The sequence below is a fragment of the Mesorhizobium sp. M1182 genome, assembly GCF_040318335.1.
Classification (GTDB): Bacteria; Pseudomonadota; Alphaproteobacteria; order Rhizobiales; family Rhizobiaceae; genus Mesorhizobium.
Map to the genome: position 1 here is coordinate 26,765 of NZ_JAMYMD010000002.1, position 24,150 is coordinate 50,914.

Sequence of the window (24,150 nt, forward strand, 5' to 3'; positions counted from 1 at the left end):
GTGTTGGGATCTTTTCCCCAGTGACCGCGGCGGAAATCAAAGCCGCCGCCAGGCAGAAGGTCGCCAGCCTCGCCTTCTGGTCGATCGTCGTCGCCTGCGTCGTGCTCGGCCTGAAGCTGGTGGCCTGGTACGTCACCGGTTCGGTCGCGCTTTATTCGGACGCGCTGGAATCGATCGTCAACGTCATTGCCTCTGCCGCCGCCTATTGGGCGATCCAGGTCAGCTACAAGCCAGCCGACCAGGACCATCCGTTCGGTCACCACAAGGCCGAGTATTTCTCGGCCGTCCTCGAAGGCGTGCTGATCGTGCTTGCCGCCTTGCTGATCCTCAACGAGGTCTGGTGGTCCTGGCAGCATCCCGCCCTGCTGGAAAAGCCATGGACCGGCCTTGCCGTCAATGGCGTCGCAACGGTCATCAACGCCGTCTGGGCCTTGACGCTGATCCGCACCGGCCGAAGCGAAAAATCGCCGGCTCTCGTTGCCGACGGCAGGCACATCATGACCGACGTGGCGACCTCGCTCGGTGTGTTCATCGGCCTGGTCGGCGCCGTGCTGACCGGCTGGCAGGTTCTCGATCCGGCTCTTGCGGTAATCGTGGCGCTGAACATCCTGTGGCAGGGCTGGCACGTCATCGGCTCGTCGATGAACGGGCTGATGGACCGCGCCGTCGACACCCAGGAACATATCCGCATACGCGACATCATCTCGGCCAATTGCAAGGGCGCGCTCGAGGTCCACGACCTGAAGACGCGCATCGCCGGCCGCGCCACCTTCATCGAGTTCCACCTGGTCGTCGACGCCGACATGTCGGTCGGCGCCAGCCACGTCATCTGCGACCGCATCGAGGACGCGCTGCAGGCCGAAATCCCTTCCGTGCGGGTCATCATCCATGTCGAACCCGACGACGAAGCGAAACTGCCCAAAGGCACGACAGCCGTGCCGTTCGCGTGAGGCGATAGCGGGACGCCGCCATCCAAAACCTTGAGGTCGGCGGGACAGCACCCCCTCTGTCCCGCCGGCATCGCGTCTCTGAACTGCTACAGCCCGCAGGCAGCCTGCGGCATCGGCTCCAGCCGGTAGACCTTGTCGTCGGAGCTGGTGTCGCCTTCCGCCACTTTCGAGCACAGATCGATGATCGGCAGGCCGCTGTTCGGGTTGGCCAGCATCATCGTGCCGTTGGCGCCGCGGCGAAGGAAGACCTCCCTTTGCGCGATGTCACAGGACGCAGCACCCGTCTTCGCGCTCGCCGCGCAGCGCCACTGGTCGCCCTCGCCCTGACAATTATAGACCTGCGTGACCTTGGCCGATTTCTGCCGCGTGGTAACCGAAACGGCGATATCGGCGCCGCTTGGCCAATTGGCCGGATCGCCCTCCTTGGCGAAAGACGCCAGCTCGACCGCTCCGCGGAAAACCCTGATCGACTGGGTCAGCTGGTCGGGATGCGAGCCGAGATGCCCGGCGTCGTAGTCGCGTCCGTAGCAGAAGGGCTGGTCCGGCTTCAGCCGCTCGCGCAATGGCGGGCCAAGTGCCGGGTCGATCGGGTCGATGCGCGCGAACTCCGCCTTGCAGGTGGCGGCCGGCATCGGGTCGAGCCTGAAGCCGGTATCGTCCTTGCCCAGCGCCTGCCTTTCGTACTCCGCCTTGCCGAGCTCGTCTTCCGAGCCGGCGTCGAGATAGAGGTCGGGCTGCACGTCCGAGACGATCAGCCGGCCTTTGTCGTCGACCTTCAGCGAAGCCATGGTGCGGTCGCAGTCCATGCCGCAACGGATCGGGCCGGTCTTGCCGTCCTCCGACTCATGACTGCACCAGCCTCCAAGCCATTCAGGCGCCTTGGCGCCGCGCACCGTCGTCGCCATGAAGCCATTGTAGGAGGAATCGACGCCGGTGCTTGGCTCCTCGTTCGGCCGGCTGACCGGATCGCGGCCGTAATAGAAGAAGATGCGCGTCACCTTCTGCTGCGGATGCGACTTGAGATGCGCGGCGTCATAGACGCGGCCGAAGCAGGCGTCCTTGCCGTCGGGGCTGAGCTCGGTGAGTTTGAGCCTGTCATCGGCGAAAGCAGAGCCGGCGACGGCAGCAAGCAAGGCAACCCCAACTCCGGCGCCCATCACGATCCTTGATATCATGCTGGCTCCCCCTGCCCCGACAAGACGTCGCTTCAATTTATGCTAGGATCGAGGCCGAGGCCACGCAATTTGCGCCGGCCGGATAAATGGAGATAAAGCCATGCGACGCCGCGATATTTTCCGCGTCGGTCTTGCCGGGGCCGCCGGGCTTTTCGGGCTGCGCCCCACCAAGGCGGTAGCCATTGAAGTCAAGGCCGTCGAAGAGGAAAGGCAAAAGGTCGCCTATCACCTCAGCGATCTCGACAAGGTCAATTTCGTGCTCGGCAACATCAAGAACCACTTCGAAGGCACCGACGGCAAGGTCGACATCGCGCTTGTCGTGCACGGCCCGGCACTTGCCGCCTTCAAGTCGAAGGGCATATCGGCCGCCATTTCCGGGCGGTTCGCCGGCCTTGTCCAGGATGGGCTCAGCCCGCACGCCTGCGCCAACACCATGCACGGCATGGATATCGGCCTGGCCGACCTGCTCGACGGCTTCCATGCAGCCGACAGGGGCGGCGTCGTCAAGCTCGCCGAATTGCAACGCCAGGGCTACGCCTATCTCAGGCCATAGGGCAATTCCAGGAAAAGCGTGAAACGGTTTTCCGTCCGGAATTGCGTCAAGACAAAGAGGGAGCGGTTCGCCGTTTCCGTGAAACGGTGAACCGCTCTAGACTTTTACGGACTTGAACGCGAGGACTGCGAAGGCTTACGAAGAGCAGGCAGAGTCCCCGGAGGAATAGACGTGCCAGCCACCACCACCCTTGTCAGCCCCTCTCTGGTCATCCCCGACCTTGCCGGAAAGGCGGTCCTGGTCACCGGCGCCTCGACCGGCATCGGCGCGGCGCTTGCACTTGCCTATGCCGCGCAGAAATGCCGCGTCGCGCTGCATTACAATTCGAGCCGCGCGGCTGCCGAAAACCTGGCCGCGACCATTCGCAACGGCGGCGGCGACGTGTTCCTCGCCCAGGGCGATTTCTCGATCCCCGCCGATGTCGAGCGCGTCGTCGAGGACAGTGCGCAACATTTCGGCCGGCTCGACGGCCTCGTCAACAATGCCGGCGGCATGCTCGGCCGCGTGGCCTATGCCGAGCAGACCGAGGCGCATTACGACGCGGTGATGGACCTCAACGCGCGTTCCGTGCTGACAGCTTCGCGCAAGGCAATCCCATGGCTGAAGCGGCAGGGTGGCTTCATCGTCAACACCTCCTCGATCGCCGCGCGCAACGGCGCCGGTGGCGGCGCCGGCCTTTACGGCTCGGCCAAGGCCTTCGTCTCCAACGTCACGCGCGGCATGGCCAAGGAGCTGATCGGGTTCAACATCCGCGTCAACGCGGTGGCGCCCGGCACGATCGCGACACCTTTCCACGAGCGCTACTCGACCGACGACCAGATGAAGGGCATGATCGCCACCATCCCGCAGGGCCGCGCCGGCACCGCCGAGGACTGCGTTGGCGCCTATCTGTTCCTCTCCTCCGATCTGTTGAGCGGCTACATCACCGGCCAGGTGATCGAGGTGAATGGCGGGCAGTTGATGCCGTAGACGGCGAACTGCATACTCCTGGTTGCGTCATCTCAACGGAGCAAAGCGAATGTACGGACTGATCGGCAAGATGCGGGCGATGCGCGGCCAGCGTGACGCAATGATGGATATCCTGCTCGCCAGCACCGGCGCCATGCCCGGCTGCCTGAACTACATCATCGCCACCGACCCGGCCGATGCCGACGCGATCTGGGTGACCGAAGTGTGGACCGACGCCGAAAGCCACAAGGCTTCGCTGCAGCTGCCCGAAGTCCAGGCGGCAATCGCCAAGGCACGGCCGATCATCGCCGGCTTCGAGTTCCAGGTGGAGACGCATCCTGTTGGCGGGTTCGGGTTGCCGGCGGTGAAGGCGGGATAGAGGGAGAGGCCTATGGGACAGCGCCCCCTCTGGCCTGCCGGCCATCTCCCCCTCAAGTGGGGAGATTGGCAGCTTCGCCGACAGCGCTCTTTTTTGGAGATTGGCGAAGGCCGACGTGACATCCAATCTCCCCACTAGAGGGAGAGGCCGGCAGGCCAGAGGGGGGCGCGAAGGATCGCTGCGGATGGTTGGTGCCATTACCACCCAAGCCCTTTTCCGCGCAAAAAGGGTTCGCATTTTTTCGCGACCGGTCTAAGAGCCCATCTATGGATTCTTCCCCGAACCCGCCGGCCATCGAGCACCTGGCGCGGATCCACAAGGCCTGGCAGTGGCCCGTCCTGGTGGTGGTCTCGGTGCTGTTTGCCGGCGCGCTGGAGCTCGCCGCCCTGCCCGCCGCGCTCTTGATCGGACCGATGCTGGCGGCCATAGCTGCCGGCACCAACGGCGCCACGGTGCGTGTGCCGCGGGTTCTGTTCGGCTCAGCCCAGGCGGTCGTCGGCTGCCTGGTCGCCAGTTCCATCTCGGCCGATATCTTTCCCGTCTTCTACAGGGAATGGCCGCTGTTCCTTGGCGTCGTGATGGCGACGGTCGCGGCATCCAGCCTGCTCGGCTGGCTGATCAGCCGCTGGCGCATCCTGCCCGGCACCACCGCGGTCTGGGGCTCGTCGCCGGGCGCCGCCACCGCCATGGTGCTGATGGCCGGTGCCTTCGGCGCCGACCAGCGCCTCGTCGCCTTTATGCTGTATCTGCGCGTCATCTGCGTCTCGATGACGGCAGCCCTGGTGGCCAAGCTCTGGGTCGACACCTCGGGCATCGAGGTGCCGGGCATCGTCTGGTTTCCGCCGATCGACCCGCAAGGCTTGGCCGCAACATTCGGCGTGGCGCTGGTTGGCGGCCTCGCCGGAAAGCTTTTCCGGCTGCCGTCGCCGTTATTCCTCGGCACCTTCATTTTCGGCACCGTGATCCATCTCGGGCTCGGCGTGACCATGCAGTTGCCGCCCTGGCTGCTTGCCTTGAGCTATACGATGATCGGCTGGAGCATCGGCCTGAATTTCACCAGGGCCATTCTGCGCCACGCGGCCCGCGCGCTGCCGCAGATCGTCGGCTCGATCATTGCCCTGATCGTCTTTTGCGGCGGCCTCGCCTTCCTGATCAGCCGCCTGCTCGGCATCAATCCGCTGACCGCCTATCTGGCAACCAGCCCCGGCGGCATGGACAGCGTCGCCATCATCGCCGCCGCCGCACAGCATGTCGACATCTCCTTCGTCATGGCGCTGCAATCGGCACGCTTCCTGATCGTGCTTCTGGTCGGCCCAAGCGTGGCGCGGCTGGTGGCGAGAAGCCTCAAACCATAGCAGCTCGCCTCTCCCTGATTGGCAGCTGGTTTTCCTGAAACCGGTCGCACTTTGCTGTCGCCGACCGTATCGGGCCAGCACCCGCACGAGCTCAAAAAATAACTTGACTCAAATACTCAGATTTGAGAGCCCCTTCCGTCAATGTACGGAAGAGTGGAGACGAGTTGATGCGGAAACGGACGATGACATGGCTCCTGGGGTTATCACTGCCGGGCAGCGTTGCCCTGCTCGGCCTGTCCGGGCCGGCTCACGCCCAGGATCAGGGCGGCGTCACGGTTCTCAACAAGATCGAGGTCGATGCCGAGAGCGACGAGATCCTCGTGCAGGACGGCTATGTCGCCCAGAAGGACCGCATCGGCACCAAGACCGATACGCCGATGGTCAAGATTCCGCAAGCCGTTTCGGTTGTGACGCAAAAGCAGATCGAGGACCAGAAGCCACGCACGCTGAACGAATCCCTCGGCTATGTCGCAAGCGCCAATCCCAACAGCTTCGGCTTCGACACCCGCTACGACGCCTTCTTCCTGCGCGGCTTCCAGGCCTTTTACAACGGCATGTTCCGCGACGGGCTGCGCCAGTACAACGGCCCCTCGGCCTGGTTCAAGACCGAGCCCTACGGCATCGAGGGCGTCACCATCCTGAAGGGTCCGGCCTCCTCGCTTTACGGCATCAGCGGTCCGGGCGGCATCGTCAATCTGGTCACCAAGCGCCCCAAGGAAGAACAGTTCCGCGAAATCGAAATGCTGCTCGGCGCACACAATCGCTTCCAGGCCGCACTCGACGCTTCCGGCCCGGTGAACGACGACGGCAGCATCCTCTACCGCTTCACCAGCCTCGGCCGCACCAGCGATACCGACCTGCCCGGTTATCCCGACGACAAGATCTATCTGGCGCCGGCAGTCACCTTCAAGCCGGATGAGGACACCAAGCTGACCATCCTCGGCGAATATTCGAAATCCGTCACCGGCGGCACCGCTGCCTTCTACAATTCAGGCGGCGCTCTGACGAACCTCTACGAGGGCGATCCCGCCTGGAACGACTTCGACCAGACCCAGGGCCGCATCGGCTACGAGTTCGAGCACCGTTTCAACGACGTGCTGACGGTCCGGCAGAACCTTCGCTACAGCGCCGTCGACAGCGACATCGAATATAGCGGTCATTACCCGGACGGCGTGGATCTGAAACGCTATTGGGGTCACTACACCGAGACCATGAAGAACTTCGTCGTCGACAACATGGCGCAGTTCGAATTCGATACCGGCCAGGTCAGGCATACGGCGGTAGCCGGCATCGACTACGCCTGGTCGAATTATGACGCCGGCAGCGGTATCTCCTACGTTTCCGTCGGTGACATCAAGGCCGCTCCGGTTCCTTACTCTGGCGGGCAGGAGATGAACCAGCTCGGCGCTTATCTGCATGACCAGATGGAGTGGAACGATTTCACCCTGTTCGCCAGCGGTCGCTACGACTGGGCCGACACCACCTCGACCGCCGCCGACTTCACCAGGTCCAAGCAGGACGACAGTGCCCTTTCCGGCCGGCTCGGCCTGTCCTACCAGACCGAATGGGGCATCACGCCCTATGTCAACTATTCGACGTCGTTCTCGCCCAATATCGGCTTCGTCTATGACGATGTCAGCAGTCCGATCGGTCGCGTCGCCCGTCCGACCATCGCGACGCAAAAGGAAATCGGCGTCAAATACGAGTTTGCCGATTACAACGCCGCCGTCAGCGCCGCTCTGTTCGACATCGACCAGAAGGATGGCGTCGTCTTCGACGCCTCGACCGGGATCAACAAGCAGCGCCAGCTCGACCTGAACTCGCGCGGCGTCGAACTGGAAGCCAGCGCCTCGCTCGACAACGGCCTCAGCATACTCGCCTCCTACACCTATCTGCGCGTGAAAATCGAACGCGGCGCCACGGGAACCGCAGGCAAGGAACTGTCGGCGACGCCAAATCACATCCTGTCGCTCTGGGGGCAGTACCAGTTCGAGGACGGCACGCTGCAGGGGCTCGGGCTGGGCAGCGGCGTTCGCGTTGCCGGCTCGAGCTATGGCGACGACACCAACACCTTCAAGAACGACGCGCGCGCCTTCGTCGACGCCTCGCTCTCCTACGATTTCGGCTACCGCAACCCCAAGCTCGAGGGCGTGAAGCTGCAGGTCAACGCCAAGAACCTGTTCGACACTCAAAAACCCATCTGCTCGGCCGGCTATTGCTACCGCGACGAGGGCCGCTCGCTGTTCGCCAGCCTGCGCTACCGCTTCTGATGTCGATCGCCGTTTCCAGCCGGGCATCGACGCCTGCCGCGATCGTCCTGGCGATCGGCGGGCTCTACGTCGCGCAGAGTGTGATCGGCGGCATCACCTGGGCGGGGCTGCCGGCGGTGATGCGCGACCAGGGCCTGCCGCTCGACCGGATCGGCCTGGTTTCGCTGATCGCGCTGCCCTGGGCGCTCAAGTTTCTATGGGCGCCGGCCGTCGAGCGCTATCGGCTGCCGCCGGTCGGCAAGAACCGCACCGGCACGATCGTCGCCGCCGGTGGACTTGCGTCCATCGCCGGGCTGTGGGCCGTCGGCGCGCTCGGCCCGGAGGCCTGGTGGCCGGTCCTGGCCTGCCTGACCATCGTCGCCTTCGCCGCCTCGACGGTCGACATTGCCTGCGATGGTTTCGCCGTGCAGAGCCTGGCCAGGGAAAACCACGGTTGGGGCAATGCCGCGCAGGTCGGCGGCGCCTATCTCGGCTCGGCCATCGGCGCCGGCCTGTTTCTGCTTCTGGTCGACGCTTATGGCTGGCGCATCGCCGTTTGGGCGATGGCCTTGCTGCTCCTGCCGCTCGGCCTCCCCTTCCTGCTCGGCGCGGCCGGCCGCGCGCGCGAGGAGACGCGCGAGCATGTTCCCAGCCTCCTCGACGCGTTGAAGCGTCCCGAAATTCGGCGCGGCCTGGCAGCGTCGGCCATCTATGTCCTGGCCCAGAAGGCGGCACTCGCCATGCTCGGACCATTCCTGATCGACGCCGGGCTCGACCTCTCGATGGTCGGACTTGTCAACGGCGTCGGCAGCATGTTCGTCGGCCTGGCTGCCGCACTCGCCGGCGGCGCTCTCGTCAAATGGTTCGGCCCGCGCAACGTGCTCGTCCTGGCGCTTTTCCTGCAGGCCGGATCGCTGTTCTTCCTTTCGGTCTTCGATTTTCTTGGTGGCTTCTCGACCACCGCTTTGATGGCCATCGCGGTGCTCAGCTCGTCCGGCTTCATGGCTCTCGGTTTCGTCGCGCTTTACGCGCAGTTCATGCGCTGGTCAGATCCAAGACAGGCGGGCGTCGACTTCACGCTGTTCCAGTGCATGGACGCACTGATGAGCATGGCCGGCGGGATCGCGGCCGGCTACGCCGCGCAGTATTTCGGCTATGGCGCGTTCTTCGCAGGCGCCGGCCTCGTCGCGCTTCTGGCCGCACCGGCGATCGCCTTCGTATCCGACCGCGGCTGACCGCGGAGCATCGTCGCGCGCTATTCTTCGCTGCCGTCCGCCGCTTGCGCCCCGCGGCGCCAGTAGGCGGTGACCAGGTGCCGGTCGCGCGGCACACCCCATTCCTTGCGGACGATCCTGCGGATCTCGCGGAAATCGCCGAACTCGCATCCGGCCCAGACATAGAGATTGTCGGCAAGCGCGGTCCGGCTCCGCTGCTGCAGCACCGCCGGTAACAGCCTGGCTGTACCGGCCTCGCGCCCATGCCGATAGAACCAGGTGACGGCAACGGCCTCGCCCGCGGCCAGCGGCATCCGATCGTCGGGACCATCGACCTCGATGAACGCTTCGGCGCGGGTTGACGGCGAAAGCTGCTCCAGGATCCTGCCGATCGCCGGAAGCGCGGTGTCGTCGCCGAGCAGCAGCAGGTTTTGCGCCTCGGGCACGCCGCCTCCGCCCGGTCCGATCATGCCGATGATCTCGCCGGCAACTGCCTTTTCGGCGAAAGCGGCCGCCGGCGTCTCCATACCGGGGTGGAGGACGAAATCGACATCCAGCCAGCCGCTTGCGGCGTCCAGTGCCCGGATCGTGTAGACCCGCACGACGAGCGCGTCCTTGCCCGACGGCCAGACCATCAGGCCGTCGGCGCCCATCGACGGCCACACCGGCAGCCTGCCGCGCGGCGGCAGCAGCAGCCGCACATGCAGGCCGCCACGGCCAAAGCGGCCGAGATCGTTGCCGGTGAAGCGGACGCGCTGCATATGCGGAGAAATCCGCGTCGAGGACAGCACCGTGATCTCGCGGAAGAACACCGGCGTGCCGGCATCGCTGCCGTCGCCCTGCCAGGCGATGCCCCTGGTCGTGCCGAGATGTTGCGAAAAATGGCCGGCGACCGCCATCTTCATGTAGGACAGGCAGGCTTCATCCTCGGCCGCGACGCGGATCAGCACGTTGTCGTCACCGAGCGTCGCCTTCAACGAGCCGTAATGCGTGCGAAATTCCCAATGATCGGCAAGGCCGGTATCGATCTCGGATTCGCCATGCTCGGCGCGCAGCCTGTCCATCACCGACCGGATGGCGGCACCGCTGATCCGGGTTTGCGCACTCAATTGCTCCATCGCTAAGCCTTTCGATGCCGTTGAATTCGAGATCGCCCTGGACGTCGGCGCCTTTGCGGCATGCCACAGCCGGCCTGGCGTTTCCACTAAAAGATGATAAACATAGTCATGTTTTTGGCATCAAGCCAATGAGTCCCGCGCGAGCAACGGCGGCCGTGGCGGCGAGGTGGCCTAAAGGGCCCTCAAAATATCCTTCAGCTGATCACCAGGCTGGAGATGCGGTTGCCGTCCACGGTGAATGCCATGTCGCCCTCGCCGTTGAAGCCGTTGCCTGTGACAGCGATGCGCACCTTGTAGGTATCGCCCGCCGGTTCGATACGAATGATGCTAAGTTTGGACTGCACGCCGATATTGTCCGACTGGTTCCAGCGCGCAATCTGCTCGCGGCCCTTGAAGGACCGGCCCCAGTCGCTCAGGAAGGCATCGGGCGTGAACGTCTCGAGGAAAGCTTTGGTGTCGCCGGCGTTGGTAGCTTCGACAAAGCGGCGGATGGCATCGGGCGTGGTCATTTCCTTCCTCCAGGTGGCCTAATCCAGCCGGTGCATCAGGTCGTCGTCCAGCCAGCGAGCGAAGAAATAGACCAGTTGCTTGTGCCACCACGGCCAGTCATGGGCGGCATCGCCGCCCCAGTAGTCGACCCAGGCCGGAATCGACTTGTCACGCAGGATCTGTTCCAGCGCCTGCGTATCGGCCAGCATCCGTTCCTCCCAGGCACCCTGCCCGCAGCAGAAGATCAGCCGCAGCGCCTTCAGCCTGCCAAGCAGCCCCGGATCGACGATACCCGGCAGGTAGTCGAGCGGCGAGTTGAAGAAAATCTGTCCGTCGAGCGCATTGCCGAAGAAATCGTGGGTCGAGTAAACCCCCGACAGCGCGATGACGCCGCTGGCCAGTTCCGGAAAGCGGAAGACGAAATTCGACGAATGGTAGCCGCCCATCGAGCAGCCGCAAAACAGCGGCTTCAGCGTACGCCCGCCATTGGCCTCGGCTGCGACAGACAGGAGTTCCGGCAGCGCCTCCTCGCGCACATAGCGGAAATACGCTTCATGCCGGGCGATGCGATGGGCCGGCTCGGCATGGCGGTCGAAGAAGGATTCCGCATCGATGCCGTCCAGCGTGAACAACTGGATGCGACCGGTGTCGACGAACTCGGCGAGAGCCGAGACGGCGCCGGAATCCTCGAACTGGTAGAACCGCCCTTGCGAAGTCGGGAACACAACCACGGGTCGGCCGGCATGGCCGTAGCGCTTGTATTCCATGTCGCGGCCGAGGTTGCGGCCAAAACCCTTGTGGTAGGAAACGTCCATCGCCTCACGCCTTTTCCGCATGGATGTAGTCGACCGCCCGGCGCAGCGCCTTCGGGTCGGTGGAGCGCAGCTGATAGGCGTAGTTTCCCATGGCGCGGCTGAAAACCTCCTCGATGGCGTGATGATGGACGATCATGCCGCCATGGGCGGCCAGCACGTCGGCATGGCTGTGCACATAGTTGAGGTGCCGCTTGCGGCTGGCATAGGCGGTGAAATACTTGCCCCTGTAAGGGCCGCCGGCGGCGTCCTTGACCACCATGTCGGCCCATGCGGCATAAACATCGATATCGAAGGTGTAATTGATGGCATCGGTCATCCAGGCGCCAGGCGGCCGCATGTTGACCTCCAGCGCGATGACCCTGTCGTCCCTGGTTTCGAACAGCTCGATGTGGAAGAAGCGCTCGCGCACGTCGAACGCCTTGAGGATTTTCCTGCCGGCCTCCTCGACCGCCCGGCTGATCTCGGGAAAACAGACATAGCTCATATGGCGGTCGCGGTTGACCACCTCCATGACGCTCTGGTCGTAGCGGTGGCTGGCGGCCAGCACCACCTCGCCGTCGCGGTTGACCAGCCCGTCATAGGTCACCACCAGCCCTTCGATGAATTGCTCCATGACGAAGCTGACGCCTTCCGGCTTGTCCCTGAAGAAGCTGTCGAGTTCGCCGGCGTTGGAGATTTTGAAAGTGTTCGAGGCGCCAGAGCCCGAATCCGGCTTCACCACCACGGGATAGCCGACACGGCGGATGAAGGTCATGGCGCCGGCGCGGTCGGAGCACTTGCGTTGCGGGATGGTTTCGACGCCGCTCTTGCGGAAGAACGCCCGCATGCGGCTCTTGCGTTTCAAATTCTTCACGAAGTCGAGCTTGGTGCCGAAGATGTTGAAGTCGGTGCGGATATTGGCTTCCAGCTCCAGCCAATGCTCGTTGAGCGATTCGAACCGGTCGACGCGGCCCCATTTGTGGATGAAATGGCCGATCGCCCGGAACACCGGCTCGTACTCCTCCATGTCGTCGATGCGGTAATATTCCGAAAGGGCTGCCTTCAATTTGCCGTCCAGCGCATCGAACGGCGCGTCGCCAATGCCGAGCACGGTGGCGCCGGCCTTCTTCAGCCGGTCGCAGAAATCGGCGCCATTGGCTGGAAAATGCGGCGAGAAGAACACGAAGTTCATGGACGATCCCTCCCGGCGGCGAGCCATTACACCCCCGCCGACAATCGACTCTGGCGCATTTGCCGGGCTCGGGGAAGAGCAACTGGATCAGGTGAGCGGCTGGGTCCGCGAAAGGTGACGCCAAAACCGTGAAATAAAAAACCCGCCACGACAGCGGGTCCTCGGCGCCAGTCAGCACCATACCCAAATTACTAGCATAGCTGCCGGCACAAAGCAAGAACAAAGTTGCTATAATCAGGAAAAATCGCTTCATGTCGGCGCCGCGCCTTCATTGCAGCTTGGGTTCCTCTCCCCCGTTTCGCGACGGCGAGGAACCCAGGTCTTGCGAGGCTGGAATAAGCAGCTTCACCCATCTCCCATGCCCCCACTTGCCTCGCTTTGCCCGCTCCTGTATGAAAACCGCATGAGCCCGCGCGCCACCTCTTTTGCGTCTCGTCCGACCGGCATTGCCGGCCAGACCGTCCGCGCGTTTGCCTCCACCCTGCTGCTTCTCGGCCTTATCGGCGATCGCCGGGTTCGCTGAAGGAGCGCCCGGCGGTCGAATTCGCCGCTCACGCGCACGCTCCTTGGCCAGTCACAAAATTGGCACGTCACATCAAGCGAACGAAATTCTGGTAAAGGCGCCGCTCGCCACCAATCCGCCTGAAGCTGGATCCGCGAGCCGCCGGGAGAAAAGACGATGAACGCACGAGAAGATATCCGTCTGAATGTAGAGGAAACCGCCAAGCCCGCGAGGGGCATGCCGGACGCTGCCCGCAAGTACCAGCCCTATCCGACCGTCGGTCTTGCCGATCGCACCTGGCCTTCGAAAGTGATCGACAAGGCGCCGATCTGGTGCTCGGTCGACCTGCGCGACGGCAACCAGGCGCTGATCGATCCGATGGGCCAGGAACGCAAGGCGCGCATGTTCGCCCTGCTGCTCGACATGGGCTTCAAGGAGATCGAGATCGGCTTCCCGTCGGCCTCGCAGACCGACTTCGATTTCGCCCGCTGGTGCATCGAACAAGGCAACGTGCCCGCCGACGTCTCGCTGCAGGTGCTGGTGCAGTGCCGGCCCGAACTGATCACCCGCACTTTCGAGGCGCTGAAGGGCGCCACCAATCCGATCGTCCATTTCTATAACTCGACCAGCGAGCTGCAGCGCCGCGTCGTCTTCGAGAAGGACGTCGCCGGCATCAAGCGCATCGCCACCGACGCGGCCAAGATGATCACCGACATGGCGGCCAAGGCCGGCGGCGGCTACCGTTTCGAATATTCGCCGGAGAGCTTTACCGGCACCGAGCTCGAAGTGGCGCTGGAGATCTGCAACGCCGTCACCGAGATCGTCAAGCCGACGGCGGAGAACAAGCTGATCATCAACCTGCCCTCCACGGTCGAGATGTCGACGCCCAACATCTACGCCGACCGCATCGAATGGATGTGCCGCAATCTCGACAACCGCGAGAACCTGTTGATCTCGCTGCATCCGCACAATGACCGCGGCACCGGCATCGCCACCACCGAACTCGGCCTGATGGCGGGCGCCGACCGCGTCGAAGGCACGCTGTTCGGCAACGGCGAGCGCACCGGCAATGTCGACATCGTGACGCTGGCGCTCAACATGTACACGCAAGGCGTCGATCCCGGGCTCGACTGCTCCGACATCAACCGCATGAAGGACGTCTACGAATACTCCAACCAGCTGAAGATCCCCGAGCGCCATCCCTATGTCGGCGAGCTCGTCTACACCGCCTTTTCCGGCTCGCACCAGGACGCTATCAACAAGGGCATGAAGGCGCTGCGCAAGGCCAACACGCCGCATTGGGAGGTGCCCTATCTGCCGATCGACCCGGCCGATGTCGGCCGCAGCTATGAAGCCATCATCCGCATCAACTCGCAGTCCGGCAAGGGCGGCATCGCCTATGTGCTGCATGCGGATTACGGCCTCAACCTGCCGCGCAACCTGCAGATCGAGTTCAGCCAGGCCATCCAGGCGATCACCGACGCCGAAGGCAAGGAGGTGCCGGCCAGGCGCATCTACGAGCGCTTCCTCGACACCTATGTCGACCAGCCCGGCGCGCGGCTGAAGTTCCTCGACCACCACACCTACCCCGACACCGAGGTCAAGGGCCGGCGCGTGGTTGAAGCGGTGATCCTCGACAGGGGCAAGGAGGTGACCATATCAGGCACCGGCACCGGCCCGATCGACGGCTTCGTCGATGCGCTGTCGCGCCATGTCGGGGTGCCGATGTCGGTGCTCGATTATTCCGAGCATTCCATGCAGCGCGGCTCGAATGCCTCGGCCATTTCCTATGTCGAGATGGAACATCCGGGCGGCAAGCTGTTCGGCGCCGGCATCAACACCAACATCGTCGCCGCCTCGCTCGAAGCCGTGGTTTCGGCGGCCAACCGCATCGTCGGCCGAAAGGGCGGCTAGCCGGGACTGCCAGGCTCGCGCCATCAGCCCACCGGAAATTTTATCCGGTGGTTACGCTATCGCACCATAAGCAGATGCTTGTATGGCGGCGCCAGCGCGATATGATTGTACCTCAACCTGTGCCGAATTCGAAGGGATCGACACTTGCAGCATACCACGCCTGCCGCCCCCGCAGTGCGCGAAACGCTGGAGCGATTGCTTGCCAGCGAAACGTTCGGACGATCCGAGCGCGCGCGCAAGCTGCTCCGCTACCTGGTCGAGCGCGAGCAGGCAGGCGAAGCCGACAGGCTCAAGGGCTTCTCCATCGCGATGGACGTCTTCGGCAAGGACGGCGATTTCGACCCGTCGACCGATGCGGTGGTGCGGGTGCAGGCCGGCAGGCTGCGCGAGCTTCTGCAGCAGTATTTCGCCAATGAGGGCGTTGCCGAACCGGTCCGCATCGCCATTCCGCGTGGCGGCTATGTTCCGTCGTACGAACTCAACGCCATTCGCTTGCCGGCAGAGGCTGAGGCAGAGAGCAAGCCGCAGCCGGCGACAGAGGAGGCGACAAACGCCCCGCCCGGATCGCCGGAAGATGCCCGCAACCGGGCACATCCGGCTGCATTGCTGAGCGTTCCAGCCGTCGCCCCTGCTGCACCTTCGCTGCAGCGGCATTTGCAGTTCTTCTGGCTGGCGATCGCGCTGGTCATTCTCATGCTGGGTGTGCTGATCCTTCGCCAGGGTAGCGTGGTGTTGCTGACCGGCGGCGACACGGCGGTCGAGACCGCGGTGGCGACCGGCAGCATTGCAGCGCCTCCCGTCGAAAACCTCCCCCGGGTCTACATCGCCGTCAAGGCCGACAGCGACCTGGCTCGCCGTGTCGCCGCATCGCTGCGCGCCGGCCTCAGCGGCTTCGATACCATCAATTTCATCGGCCGTGATGCCGACAGCCCGCCCGATCCAGTAACCGACGCCGCCAGCTTCGTATTCGATGTCCTGCCCGGGCCGCGTAGCGGCGACATCATGCTCGAGCTGCAAAGCGTGGCGACCGGCCGCGTGCTGCTCTCACGCAACCTGACCGCCAGCGACAGCGCGAACACCGCCATCGAGGACCAGATCTCCGGCATTTTGACCTCGGCTCTTCCCGCCTCGGGCACGATCTACAACTACATCGAGCAGAGCGGCATCCAGACCGGGCTGACGGCGTGTCTGGTGCTCAACGGCAAATATTATCTCGACCAGAATGCCCAGACGCATGAAGCCGCCTACCGCTGCCTCGAAGATCTTGCCAACCGGGAGGCGAAGTCGTCGCTCGTCTATTCGGAACTCGCGTCCTTGCATCTCGAAGCGGTCACCGACCACTATCCCTACCCCGCCGACGCGACGATCGACAAAGCCATGACGTTTGCCCATCGCGCCATCCAGATGGGCCCGACCAGCCCCTACGCGCACCGCGCCCTTGGTTACCTCAATTCGCGCATGGGCAATTCCGCGGAATCGATCCGCTGGATGCGCAAGGCCTATGAGCTCAATCCCTACGATCTCGCAATGGCCGCCGCCTACGGCTACGGGCTGGTTTTCGCCGGCAAGTACAGCGAGGGCGCCCCGATCCTTGCTCACGCGGTGGACATCGCCAGCGCCCATCCGACATGGTGGGATTACGGGCTGTTCGCCGGAGAGTTCATGATGGGCGACATGAACAGGGCCACGCTTGCCAGCGACGGCTTGCGAACGACTGAAATGAAATCGCATTATCTGGCGGCGCGGCTGATCGGCGCCAAGGCTGCCGGCCGCGAGAAGCTGGCGAGCAGGCTGCTGCAGGAACTGACCACCAAATTTCCGAAATTCGCAGCCGATCCGCGCACAACCTTCGTCGAGCGAAGATATCCCGCCGATCTGACCAACCGGCTGGTGGAGGCCCTGCGTGCCGCCGGGCTTGGCGGCGCCAGCTGACGTCTCCCGGCGCGTGCACGACGTCAGGTGATCGCGAAGATTTTACTGGCCATCCGGACGGCCAAAGCGCAATTCAGACACAATTTGAACCGGCCAATCTGATGCCCCATAGGTCTGATCCCGCATAGGCTGATCTCCACATAAGTCTGACCCCCGCAAAAGACTGATCCCCGCATAAGACCGCCCCGGCATCCTGATTGATTCCGGCACCAAGCCATAAAGTTTGCATGATCCCTTCCCTTTACGCCGCCGAACGGGGCACCGGCCCGACAACGATTGCCTTCCTGCATGGTTTCGGTGGCTGCCACGACGACTGGCGCGATGTGGCCGAGTCTCTGGCGCCCGGCGCGCGGACCCTGGCCTATGATCTGCCGGGACATGGGCTGTCGCTCGATTTTCCGGGCGGCGGTCCGGCCAGGATTGCAGCCAGTGCCGTCCTTGCCGATCTTTCCGCTCGCGGGATAAAGCGGGCTCATCTCGTCGGTCATTCGATGGGCGGCGCCGTGGCCGCCCTGATGGCATTGAGCGAGCCCGAAAGAATGGCGTCGCTGACGCTGCTGGCGCCGGGCGGTTTCGGTCCTGAGATCAATGGTCCGCTGCTGCGTCGCTACGCCGCCGCTGCCGGCACGGATGAAATCCGCGCCTGTCTTGCCGCCATGTCGGGACCGCAAAGCCGGCTGCCGCAGCATAGAGTCGAACTCGTCAACGAGATGCGCCAACGTCCCGGCCAGTTGCGTACACTTGTCGAGCTCGCAGCCGCCATGACCAGGGATGATCGGCAAGGCGTCATCCCGAACGAGCGGCTTGAAACGCTGAATATGCCAATCATGGTGGTTTGGGGAACCGACGACGCGATGCTGCCCGTCAGCCAGGCGGACAGCCTGCCGAAGCATTTTCATCTGCACCACGTGCTGGAAGCCGGCCATATGCTGGTCGCGGAGGCGCCCGGCCTGGTCGTCGAGGCCGTCCGTCGCAATATGCGACGCCGCAGCAGGCGGCTTCGTCCGGGATTCGCCGCTGCGGCGAGCTGATCGGTCTTCGCGCAGGCACGGCGGCGGCGCTGGTGCTGCTCCAGCGAACCCTTGCCCGCTCATCGATCTCGCAAGTGCAATTTGCCGGCGGCTGTGTTAATTCGGTGTTAACCAAACCCCGCGAGGCAACGCCGATGAAGGACGCAGGCGAGAACATCACCCAGATCGATCAGTCGCGAAAACTGTCCGATGCCATTCGCGACGTCAAGAACGCCTTCGCCGACCGCGACGACGTCGTCGTCGACATGCGCGAAGCGCATCGCATGCGGCTCGATCTGCTTGCCGCCGAACTCGCGTCGGTTTTCGGCGACGTACCCACCGACATGGACAGTTTCGACTTCGCCGTCTCGTCCGGCCTGCAGCCACGGCTGTGGATCGACGCCGTCAGCCATGTCGCCATGGGACGCGACCGTCGCACCTACCGCTTTCTCAAGGACACGCGCATTGGCCGCGTCGTCCTCGCCGAATCGACCGACATGAAGGTCGTTGCCGACCAGGTGACGCGCTATGTCGCCGAGCGCGTCGTCGAACGCCAGAGGATGATGGAAGGCGGCATCGAGCAGGCCGTCGCCGGCCTGAAACGCGCCCTGGTGGCGGAGGCTGAGCCGCCGCTGCATGTCCCTGCGCGCAGCAACGGCTGGTCGGCGTTCTTCTCGGGCCTCGGCCTGATCGCCGCCGGCGCCCTGGTCGGCCTGGCGATTTCGCTCGTGCTGTTCTGGGACCGCATCGTCGCGATGAAAATCAGCTTTTAAAGCATTTGCAGCCAAGTGATGTCACTTGGCGTCGCAGAGTGCGGCTGACGACCGGCGAGACGCTCCCATCTGAGTTCACCGCGCCCCGGCAAGCGTGGCCTCGGCCCCCACGCCAAGCTCCATTGTCTGCAGGTCGCTGGGCGGCAATGCCGGCCCGGTCAGGCCGCGGCGCGTCAGCCTGATCCGCCAATTGTCCTTTTCACCGTCGATGTCGAGCAGATTGTATTGCGCCGGCGCATGCGAACTGCCGGGCGCCTGCCCCGCGGCGGCGACCCCGACCACCGGAATTTTGATCTTGCGGGCGCCGATGAAGAACAGCGACGGCACATGCGAATGGCCGTGCAGCACAAGCTCGGCGCCGTGCCGGTGAAGAACCTTGTGGAAGCGCGAGATGCCGAACAGCCGCTTGTTCTGCGAAACGGCGCCGCGCACCGGCGGGTGGTGGATCATGATCACCCGGAACAGGCCCTGCTTGCTCGTGGCGTCGAGGATGCCGCGCAGCCTTTCCGCCTGGCCTTCCAGAAAGAAGCCGTTGGCCATGAATGGAGCCGTGGCGCGCGCCGTCGTGACGCCGACCAGCGCAACATTGCCGCGTACGCGCAAATAGGGAAAGGTGTTGCGGTCGACCGGCGTATTGACGCCGTCGCCGGTCATCCACGCCGCCCACGACCGGCAGGTCTTGTCGAAGGCGCCCGGCACATAGGCGTCATGGTTTCCAGGCACCACCGACACGTCATTGGGCGAGCCCAGCGTCTCCAGCCAATGCTTGGCCATCTCGAGCTCACCGTCGAGCGCCAGATTGACCAGGTCACCGGTGATGGTGAGATGGTCCGGCCCGCTGGCCTTCATGTCGGCGACGATCGTGTCGATGACTGCATCATGCATGTAGCGGCGGCGGTTGCGCTGCCAATTGACGTAACCGACCACGCGCTTGGAGGCGAGATCGCGATAGGTTACATCGGGAAGCGGCCCCAGATGGACATCGGAAATATGCGCGAGCCTGAACATCTTTTCTTCATAAGCGAGGCGCGCGCGGCTTTCCACTCACGGTTTCGCGGACGATGACGACGCCGGATCCGGAGCAAGCCCTGCGTCAGACCGGCTGGCCGGGCTTCAGGGCAAGGCTGTTTCACCTGTACTTCGTGCTGCGGCGGCCGATGACGCTCGGCGTGCGCGGCTTGATCCACGACCGCCGCTCCAATTCCGTCTTCCTCATCCGCCACACCTATGTCCCGGGCTGGCACCTTCCGGGCGGTGGCGTCGAGTTGGGCGAGACGATGATCGAAGCGCTGACACGCGAAGTCTTCGAGGAAGGCAACATCGCGCTGACCGGACCGCCGGTGCTGAAGTCGCTGCATTTCAACCGCCGCGCCAGCCGCCGCGACCATGTCGGCCTCTATCTGGTCGAGGAGTTCAACCAGACAGCGCCCAAGCTGCCCGACCGCGAGATCGCCGAAGCCGGCTTCTTCCCGCTCGACCGCTTGCCCCAGGGCACGACACCGGCGACGCTGCGGCGGATTGCCGAAGTTTTTGGGGGGAATTCGGCATCGCCTTACTGGTAGATCATCTCTTCAACAGCTTTGGCTGCGTCGGTATAGACCGGCAGCATTCATTGTTCTCAGAGAGATAAATGCTGAGCGATGAGGAGAAAAAATGCAACACTGCCAAAACGATAGATTTAGAATCGCGCTCTATGTATCACTTTACACGGGAATTAATGTGATATCATTTTCCGTTATAGCGTTAATTTCGACAATAGTTCTTGGATAGATCCATACATGTTAGCAAAAGTTGGAATATTCATCCAATTCACAATACAATTAGTTGCGGCATTCGTGACATATTTCGTTTTTATAAAGCGACATGCTCAGCTTTTTACTCGCACTGAATTCTGGAAAATGGTCGGCTTCTCAACCCTGATAGAAATGATTTTGGGAATGGCTGTGCTTCTGCCGTCGGGATTGTTACGCGCAATCCCGCCCCAGATGTCGGTCGTGATCGTCATGATCAGCGGCATCATTGCGTTCCTTGCAACGTCGCTCGGCTACTCCAATCGATTTGGAAATACCATATTGAAAGCTGAACTCGTTAGAAGGGCAAAGATGGACTCCGAGACCTTCCGCTAGATCGCTGATTTCACGCCGCCTTCCTGAACCTGTCCCGGTCATGCGGCGCGCCGTAGTCCAGCTCCGGCCCGACCGGCACGATGCGCGTCGGGTTGATGGTCTCGTGGCTGCCGTAATAATGCGCCTTGATGTGGTGCAAATTCACCGTGCCGGCGACGCCCGGCACCTGGTAGAGATCGCGCAGGTAATTCGACAGGTTCGGATAGTCGGCGATGCGGCGCAGATTGCACTTGAAATGGCCGATATAGACCGGGTCGAAGCGGACCAGTGTCGTGAACAGCCGCCAGTCCGCCTCGGTGATGCGGCCGCCGACGAGATAGCGCTGCCTTGACAGACGGTCCTCCAGCGTGTCGAGCGCCGAGAACAATTCGCCGAACGCCTCCTCGTAGGCTGCCTGCGTGGTGGCGAAGCCGGCACGGTAGACGCCATTGTTGACCGCGGGATAGACCAGCGCATTGATCGCATCGATCTCGCCGCGCAACGGTTGCGGATAAAAATCGAGCCTGGCATCGCCCCATTCGTCGAAGGCCGAATTGAGCATGCGGATGATCTCGGAGGATTCGTTGGAAACGATGGTCTGCTCGCGTTTGTCCCACAGCACCGGAACGGTGACCCGGCCCGAATAGCCGGGATCGGCCCTGGTGTAGATCTGGTGCAGGAAATCGAGGCCGTAGAGCGTGTCGCCGGTGGCGCCGTCCTCGGCCAGGAACGTCCAGCCGTCGGCGCCCATGAAATGATGGACGACCGAGACGGAAATCACGTCCTCGAGTTTTTTGAGCACGCGAAAGATCAGCGTCCGATGCGCCCACGGGCAGGCGAGCGAGACATAGAGGTGATAGCGGCCGGGCTCGGCCTTGAAGCCGCGTTTTCGCCCTTCGACCGGCGTGCCGTCGCGGGTCACCCAGTCGCGCCACTGCGACTGTGCCCGCACGAACCTGCCGCCGCTCTCCCCGCTATCGTGCCAGCGGTCCTGCCATTGGCCTTCGACTAGCAATCCCATGCAATATCCTTTCGCGTTCCTGCTCGATGTAGGGCACCAAGCGGCGCCGCGGAAATCCCCGATGCTGAACAGATCGTCAACGGCTGCGTCGTCGAGTGCGCGTCGGCTGCGCGGGCCGATTGCGGCGGCTGAAAATTGGTGCTAGCGGACATCCGCATGTTCGACTTTGCCATGATCCGGTTCGACCGACGACGAAAGAGCGCCCGCGCTTGATGAAGCGCTGACTGGCGAACGCTGCCGCTTGCAGCAAACCTTTCCTCGCATACCGGAACGCAAAGACCATGAGCCTTGCCGACTTGAAATACCTGGCCGACGTGAAATACCTGCCGGAAACTCCGGCGCACGATCCTGAAATCGAAGCCATCAATGACGAGGCCTTCGGGCCAGGTCGTTTCGTGCTCGCCGCCTACAAGATCCGCCAAGGTGGCCCGCATGAACGGGCTTTGTCCTTCGTGGCCGTCGATGGCACAATCGTCGTCGCCTCGGTACGGATGACGCGCATCGCCGCCGGCGCTGGCCGCGCGCTGATGCTCGGGCCGCTCGCTGTGCGGCCGGCCTTCAAGAATTTCGGCATCGGCCGCCGGCTGGTGGCAATCGCGCTGGAAGCCGCCGCCAAGGCCGGCGCGCCGGCGGTGATGCTGGTCGGCGACGAACCCTACTACGGCCCGCTCGGCTTCAGGAGGCTGCCGCGGGGGCAGATCTCGATGCCGCGTCCGGTCGACCCCGACCGGCTTTTGGCGCACGAGATCGTGCCGGGCGCGTTGGCGAGGCTGGCGGGCGAGGTTTGCCACGCCGACCAGGCAAGGATTGCCGCGCACATCGCCGCGATGGCATGACCGTGCCGGTGCTGTCGCACGGTGGCTTGGCGGCATAGTCTGGGCACGGAGGAGGACGTCGAGATGAACCCGAACGGCCAGATTGCGATCGTCACCGGTGGCGGCTCCGGCCTTGGCGAGGCGACGGCGCGCGCTCTTGCCGCCGGCGGCGCCAGGGTAGCCGTTCTCGATCTCGGTATCGAGCGTGCGGCCAAGGTGGCGGCTGACATCGGCGGCATCGCCGTCCGATGCGATGTGAGCGACGCCGAGAGCGGTGCCGCCGCAGTCGCGGAAGCGGCAGAGACGCTCGGCGCACCGCGCATCCTGGTCAATTGCGCCGGCATCGTTGTCGGCATGAAGACGATCGGCAAGGACGGACCGCATCCGCTCGATCAATACCGCAAGGTGATCGAGGTCAATCTGATCGGCACCTTCAACATGATCCGCCTGGTCGCCGACCGCGCCGCCAGGCTCGAGCCGCTGCAGGGCGGCGAGCGCGGCGTCATCGTCAACACCGCGTCGGTCGCAGCCTATGACGCCAGATCGGCCAGGCCGCCTATTCCGCGTCCAAGGCCGGCGTCGTCGGCATGACGCTGCCGGTGGCGCGCGATCTCGCCCGCTCCGGCATTCGCGTCTGCACCATCGCACCCGGCATCTTCAGGACGCCGATGATGGCCGGCATGCCGCAGGAGGTGCAGGATTCGCTCGGCGCCGCTGTGCCCTTCCCTTCCCGTTTGGGCGAGCCTTCGGAATACGCGGCACTTGCCTTGCACATCATCGAGAACCAGATGCTCAACGGCGAGACCATTCGCCTCGACGGCGCCATCCGCATGGCGCCGAAATAAATGCGACGGTGATGCCTTGGACGAACCCAGGAAAGACGTGATCCGCGCGACCGATACCGAGGCGATCAGGCTGGCAAAGACGCTGATCCGCAGCGCCCGTTTCGGCGCGTTGGCAGTGCTCGAACCAGGAACCGGTTCGCCGCTGGCCAGCCGGGTCGGCGTCGCCACAGACATCGACGGCACGCCATTGATCCTGGTATCGATGCTGTCCACCCATACCGGCGCCATCCTTGCCGACCCGCGCTGCTCGTTGCTCGTCGGCGAACCCGGCAAGGGCGATCCGCTGGCGCATCCGCGATTGACGCTCGTCTGCCGCGCCGTGCGGCTCGAACGCGGAGCGAACGAACACGCCCGTGCCGAGCGGCGCTACCTCAACCGCAACCCCAAGGCAAAACTCTATGCCGGGCTCGGCGACTTCTCGATTTTCCGGCTCGAACCGGAGCGCGCCAGCCTGAACGGCGGCTTCGGCAAGGCCTATCTGCTCGACCGCACCGATCTGGTCGTGACGGGAGCGATCGTCGAAGAGCTTGCCGCCGGCGAGCAATCGGCGCTCGACCACATCAACGCCGACCATCTCGATGCGATTGCCCTCTACGCAAGTCATTTCGGCGGGGCCGAGAGTGACGGCTGGATCGTCACCGGGTTCGACGCCGACGGGATGGATCTCGTATCGGGCGACAATGTCTGCCGGGTCTTTTTCCCCGAGCCGCTGAGAGCGGCGCGCGACCTCAGGCCTGTCCTGGTTGACATGGCCAAGGCTGCCCGATCGGCAAATTAATCACAGCCGCACAGTTAATCGGCTTGCGTGGAAAGCAAG

General features: G+C 63.7%; 22 protein-coding genes and 1 pseudogene. 15 read left to right on the forward strand and 8 right to left on the reverse strand.

Annotation, left to right across the window (positions count from 1 at the left end):
• Positions 1 to 20 precede the first annotated feature (20 nt).
• Entirely contained in the window at positions 21 to 950 is a 930-nt protein-coding gene (locus NKH33_RS02700; protein WP_502896420.1) for a cation diffusion facilitator family transporter, read from the forward strand.
• 86 nt (positions 951 to 1,036) lie between these two features.
• Here the strand turns inward: NKH33_RS02700 and NKH33_RS02705 are convergent, their stop codons facing one another.
• On the reverse strand, positions 1,037 to 2,125 hold the full coding sequence (locus NKH33_RS02705) for a hypothetical protein (protein ID WP_352918111.1): 1,089 nt from the start codon (positions 2,123 to 2,125) through the stop codon (positions 1,037 to 1,039).
• Positions 2,126 to 2,225: 100 nt separating this feature from the next.
• On the opposite strand from NKH33_RS02705, the gene NKH33_RS02710 reads away from it, so the two are divergent.
• From NKH33_RS02710 to NKH33_RS02735, 6 genes are all read left to right on the forward strand, one after another.
• Positions 2,226 to 2,678 carry a DsrE family protein gene (locus NKH33_RS02710; RefSeq protein ID WP_352770880.1) on the forward strand — a complete coding sequence of 151 codons (453 nt, stop codon included), beginning with the start codon at positions 2,226 to 2,228 and terminating at the stop codon, positions 2,676 to 2,678.
• Positions 2,679 to 2,849: 171 nt separating this feature from the next.
• Positions 2,850 to 3,647: an SDR family NAD(P)-dependent oxidoreductase gene (locus NKH33_RS02715; protein ID WP_352450552.1), complete on the forward strand. Its 798-nt coding sequence runs from the start codon at positions 2,850 to 2,852 to the stop codon at positions 3,645 to 3,647.
• 49 nt (positions 3,648 to 3,696) lie between these two features.
• The gene (locus NKH33_RS02720; protein ID WP_352450553.1) at positions 3,697 to 4,005 is read left to right on the forward strand and encodes a putative quinol monooxygenase; all 309 of its coding nucleotides are present in this window, start codon (positions 3,697 to 3,699) and stop codon (positions 4,003 to 4,005) included.
• 266 nt (positions 4,006 to 4,271) lie between these two features.
• The gene (locus tag NKH33_RS02725) at positions 4,272 to 5,360 is read left to right on the forward strand and encodes an AbrB family transcriptional regulator (RefSeq protein WP_352918113.1); all 1,089 of its coding nucleotides are present in this window, start codon (positions 4,272 to 4,274) and stop codon (positions 5,358 to 5,360) included.
• Between the two features lie 182 nt (positions 5,361 to 5,542).
• Complete coding sequence (locus NKH33_RS02730) at positions 5,543 to 7,630, forward strand: TonB-dependent siderophore receptor (RefSeq protein ID WP_352918115.1); 2,088 nt, start codon at positions 5,543 to 5,545, stop codon at positions 7,628 to 7,630.
• Positions 7,630 to 8,844 (forward strand): MFS transporter, encoded by a 1,215-nt coding sequence (locus tag NKH33_RS02735; RefSeq protein WP_352918117.1) that lies wholly within the window; start codon positions 7,630 to 7,632, stop codon positions 8,842 to 8,844. Before NKH33_RS02730 ends, NKH33_RS02735 begins: the two co-directional genes overlap by 1 nt.
• A gap of 20 nt (positions 8,845 to 8,864) precedes the next feature.
• Here NKH33_RS02735 and NKH33_RS02740 read toward each other — a convergent pair whose 3' ends face one another.
• The 4 genes from NKH33_RS02740 to NKH33_RS02755 all read right to left on the reverse strand — a co-directional run bounded on the left by NKH33_RS02740 (position 8,865) and on the right by NKH33_RS02755 (position 12,416).
• Positions 8,865 to 9,941 (reverse strand): siderophore-interacting protein, encoded by a 1,077-nt coding sequence (locus NKH33_RS02740; protein WP_352918119.1) that lies wholly within the window; start codon positions 9,939 to 9,941, stop codon positions 8,865 to 8,867.
• A 194-nt stretch (positions 9,942 to 10,135) separates the two neighbouring features.
• Entirely contained in the window at positions 10,136 to 10,450 is a 315-nt protein-coding gene (locus NKH33_RS02745) for a nuclear transport factor 2 family protein (RefSeq protein ID WP_352770872.1), read from the reverse strand.
• 18 nt (positions 10,451 to 10,468) lie between these two features.
• A complete protein-coding gene (locus NKH33_RS02750) occupies positions 10,469 to 11,245 on the reverse strand; it encodes an esterase family protein (protein ID WP_352770870.1) in 777 nt (258 codons plus the stop codon).
• Between the two features lie 4 nt (positions 11,246 to 11,249).
• Entirely contained in the window at positions 11,250 to 12,416 is a 1,167-nt protein-coding gene (locus tag NKH33_RS02755; protein WP_023679540.1) for an ATP-grasp domain-containing protein, read from the reverse strand.
• Between the two features lie 679 nt (positions 12,417 to 13,095).
• Here NKH33_RS02755 and leuA point away from each other — a divergent pair.
• From leuA to NKH33_RS02775, 4 genes are all read left to right on the forward strand, one after another.
• A complete protein-coding gene (leuA, locus tag NKH33_RS02760) occupies positions 13,096 to 14,832 on the forward strand; it encodes a 2-isopropylmalate synthase (RefSeq protein ID WP_352918121.1) in 1,737 nt (578 codons plus the stop codon).
• A 144-nt stretch (positions 14,833 to 14,976) separates the two neighbouring features.
• A complete protein-coding gene (locus NKH33_RS02765; RefSeq protein WP_352918123.1) occupies positions 14,977 to 16,764 on the forward strand; it encodes a tetratricopeptide repeat protein in 1,788 nt (595 codons plus the stop codon).
• A 227-nt stretch (positions 16,765 to 16,991) separates the two neighbouring features.
• The gene (locus tag NKH33_RS02770; RefSeq protein WP_352918125.1) at positions 16,992 to 17,795 is read left to right on the forward strand and encodes an alpha/beta fold hydrolase; all 804 of its coding nucleotides are present in this window, start codon (positions 16,992 to 16,994) and stop codon (positions 17,793 to 17,795) included.
• A 134-nt stretch (positions 17,796 to 17,929) separates the two neighbouring features.
• Positions 17,930 to 18,547 (forward strand): hypothetical protein, encoded by a 618-nt coding sequence (locus tag NKH33_RS02775; protein ID WP_352918127.1) that lies wholly within the window; start codon positions 17,930 to 17,932, stop codon positions 18,545 to 18,547.
• Positions 18,548 to 18,622: 75 nt separating this feature from the next.
• Here NKH33_RS02775 and NKH33_RS02780 read toward each other — a convergent pair whose 3' ends face one another.
• Entirely contained in the window at positions 18,623 to 19,555 is a 933-nt protein-coding gene (locus tag NKH33_RS02780) for a metallophosphoesterase family protein (protein ID WP_352918128.1), read from the reverse strand.
• Positions 19,556 to 19,608: 53 nt separating this feature from the next.
• Between NKH33_RS02780 and NKH33_RS02785 the strand changes: the two genes are divergently transcribed.
• Positions 19,609 to 20,109: an NUDIX domain-containing protein gene (locus NKH33_RS02785; protein WP_352918130.1), complete on the forward strand. Its 501-nt coding sequence runs from the start codon at positions 19,609 to 19,611 to the stop codon at positions 20,107 to 20,109.
• Positions 20,110 to 20,414: 305 nt separating this feature from the next.
• Here NKH33_RS02785 and NKH33_RS02790 read toward each other — a convergent pair whose 3' ends face one another.
• A complete protein-coding gene (locus NKH33_RS02790; protein ID WP_352918132.1) occupies positions 20,415 to 20,567 on the reverse strand; it encodes a hypothetical protein in 153 nt (50 codons plus the stop codon).
• Positions 20,568 to 20,683: 116 nt separating this feature from the next.
• Positions 20,684 to 21,673, reverse strand: a complete 990-nt coding sequence (locus NKH33_RS02795) for a glutathione S-transferase family protein (protein WP_352822365.1) — start codon at positions 21,671 to 21,673, stop codon at positions 20,684 to 20,686.
• Positions 21,674 to 21,954: 281 nt separating this feature from the next.
• Between NKH33_RS02795 and NKH33_RS02800 the strand changes: the two genes are divergently transcribed.
• From NKH33_RS02800 to NKH33_RS02810, 3 genes and pseudogenes are all read left to right on the forward strand, one after another.
• Complete coding sequence (locus NKH33_RS02800) at positions 21,955 to 22,509, forward strand: GNAT family N-acetyltransferase (protein WP_352815212.1); 555 nt, start codon at positions 21,955 to 21,957, stop codon at positions 22,507 to 22,509.
• Positions 22,510 to 22,572: 63 nt separating this feature from the next.
• A pseudogene (locus NKH33_RS02805) lies at positions 22,573 to 23,333 on the forward strand (SDR family NAD(P)-dependent oxidoreductase).
• A 16-nt stretch (positions 23,334 to 23,349) separates the two neighbouring features.
• Complete coding sequence (locus NKH33_RS02810; RefSeq protein WP_352822358.1) at positions 23,350 to 24,111, forward strand: HugZ family pyridoxamine 5'-phosphate oxidase; 762 nt, start codon at positions 23,350 to 23,352, stop codon at positions 24,109 to 24,111.
• Positions 24,112 to 24,150 lie beyond the last annotated feature (39 nt).

Excerpts from the sequence above, each read along its gene's own strand:
- NKH33_RS02800 (WP_352815212.1), top strand. The coding sequence starts at position 21,955 with ATGAGCCTTGCCGACTTGAAATACCTGGCCGACGTGAAATACCTGCCG.
- NKH33_RS02735 (WP_352918117.1), top strand. The coding sequence starts at position 7,630 with ATGTCGATCGCCGTTTCCAGCCGGGCATCGACGCCTGCCGCGATCGTC.
- NKH33_RS02710 (WP_352770880.1), top strand. The coding sequence starts at position 2,226 with ATGCGACGCCGCGATATTTTCCGCGTCGGTCTTGCCGGGGCCGCCGGG.
- NKH33_RS02755 (WP_023679540.1), bottom strand. The coding sequence starts at position 12,416 with ATGAACTTCGTGTTCTTCTCGCCGCATTTTCCAGCCAATGGCGCCGAT.
- NKH33_RS02770 (WP_352918125.1), top strand. The coding sequence starts at position 16,992 with ATGATCCCTTCCCTTTACGCCGCCGAACGGGGCACCGGCCCGACAACG.
- leuA (WP_352918121.1), top strand. The coding sequence starts at position 13,096 with ATGAACGCACGAGAAGATATCCGTCTGAATGTAGAGGAAACCGCCAAG.
- NKH33_RS02730 (WP_352918115.1), top strand. The coding sequence starts at position 5,543 with ATGACATGGCTCCTGGGGTTATCACTGCCGGGCAGCGTTGCCCTGCTC.
- NKH33_RS02780 (WP_352918128.1), bottom strand. The coding sequence starts at position 19,555 with ATGTTCAGGCTCGCGCATATTTCCGATGTCCATCTGGGGCCGCTTCCC.
- NKH33_RS02785 (WP_352918130.1), top strand. The coding sequence starts at position 19,609 with ATGACGACGCCGGATCCGGAGCAAGCCCTGCGTCAGACCGGCTGGCCG.
- NKH33_RS02795 (WP_352822365.1), bottom strand. The coding sequence starts at position 21,673 with ATGGGATTGCTAGTCGAAGGCCAATGGCAGGACCGCTGGCACGATAGC.
- NKH33_RS02725 (WP_352918113.1), top strand. The coding sequence starts at position 4,272 with ATGGATTCTTCCCCGAACCCGCCGGCCATCGAGCACCTGGCGCGGATC.
- NKH33_RS02720 (WP_352450553.1), top strand. The coding sequence starts at position 3,697 with ATGTACGGACTGATCGGCAAGATGCGGGCGATGCGCGGCCAGCGTGAC.
- NKH33_RS02705 (WP_352918111.1), bottom strand. The coding sequence starts at position 2,125 with ATGATATCAAGGATCGTGATGGGCGCCGGAGTTGGGGTTGCCTTGCTT.
- NKH33_RS02750 (WP_352770870.1), bottom strand. The coding sequence starts at position 11,245 with ATGGACGTTTCCTACCACAAGGGTTTTGGCCGCAACCTCGGCCGCGAC.
- NKH33_RS02790 (WP_352918132.1), bottom strand. The coding sequence starts at position 20,567 with ATGATGCCGCTGATCATGACGATCACGACCGACATCTGGGGCGGGATT.
- NKH33_RS02775 (WP_352918127.1), top strand. The coding sequence starts at position 17,930 with ATGAAGGACGCAGGCGAGAACATCACCCAGATCGATCAGTCGCGAAAA.
- NKH33_RS02745 (WP_352770872.1), bottom strand. The coding sequence starts at position 10,450 with ATGACCACGCCCGATGCCATCCGCCGCTTTGTCGAAGCTACCAACGCC.
- NKH33_RS02740 (WP_352918119.1), bottom strand. The coding sequence starts at position 9,941 with ATGGAGCAATTGAGTGCGCAAACCCGGATCAGCGGTGCCGCCATCCGG.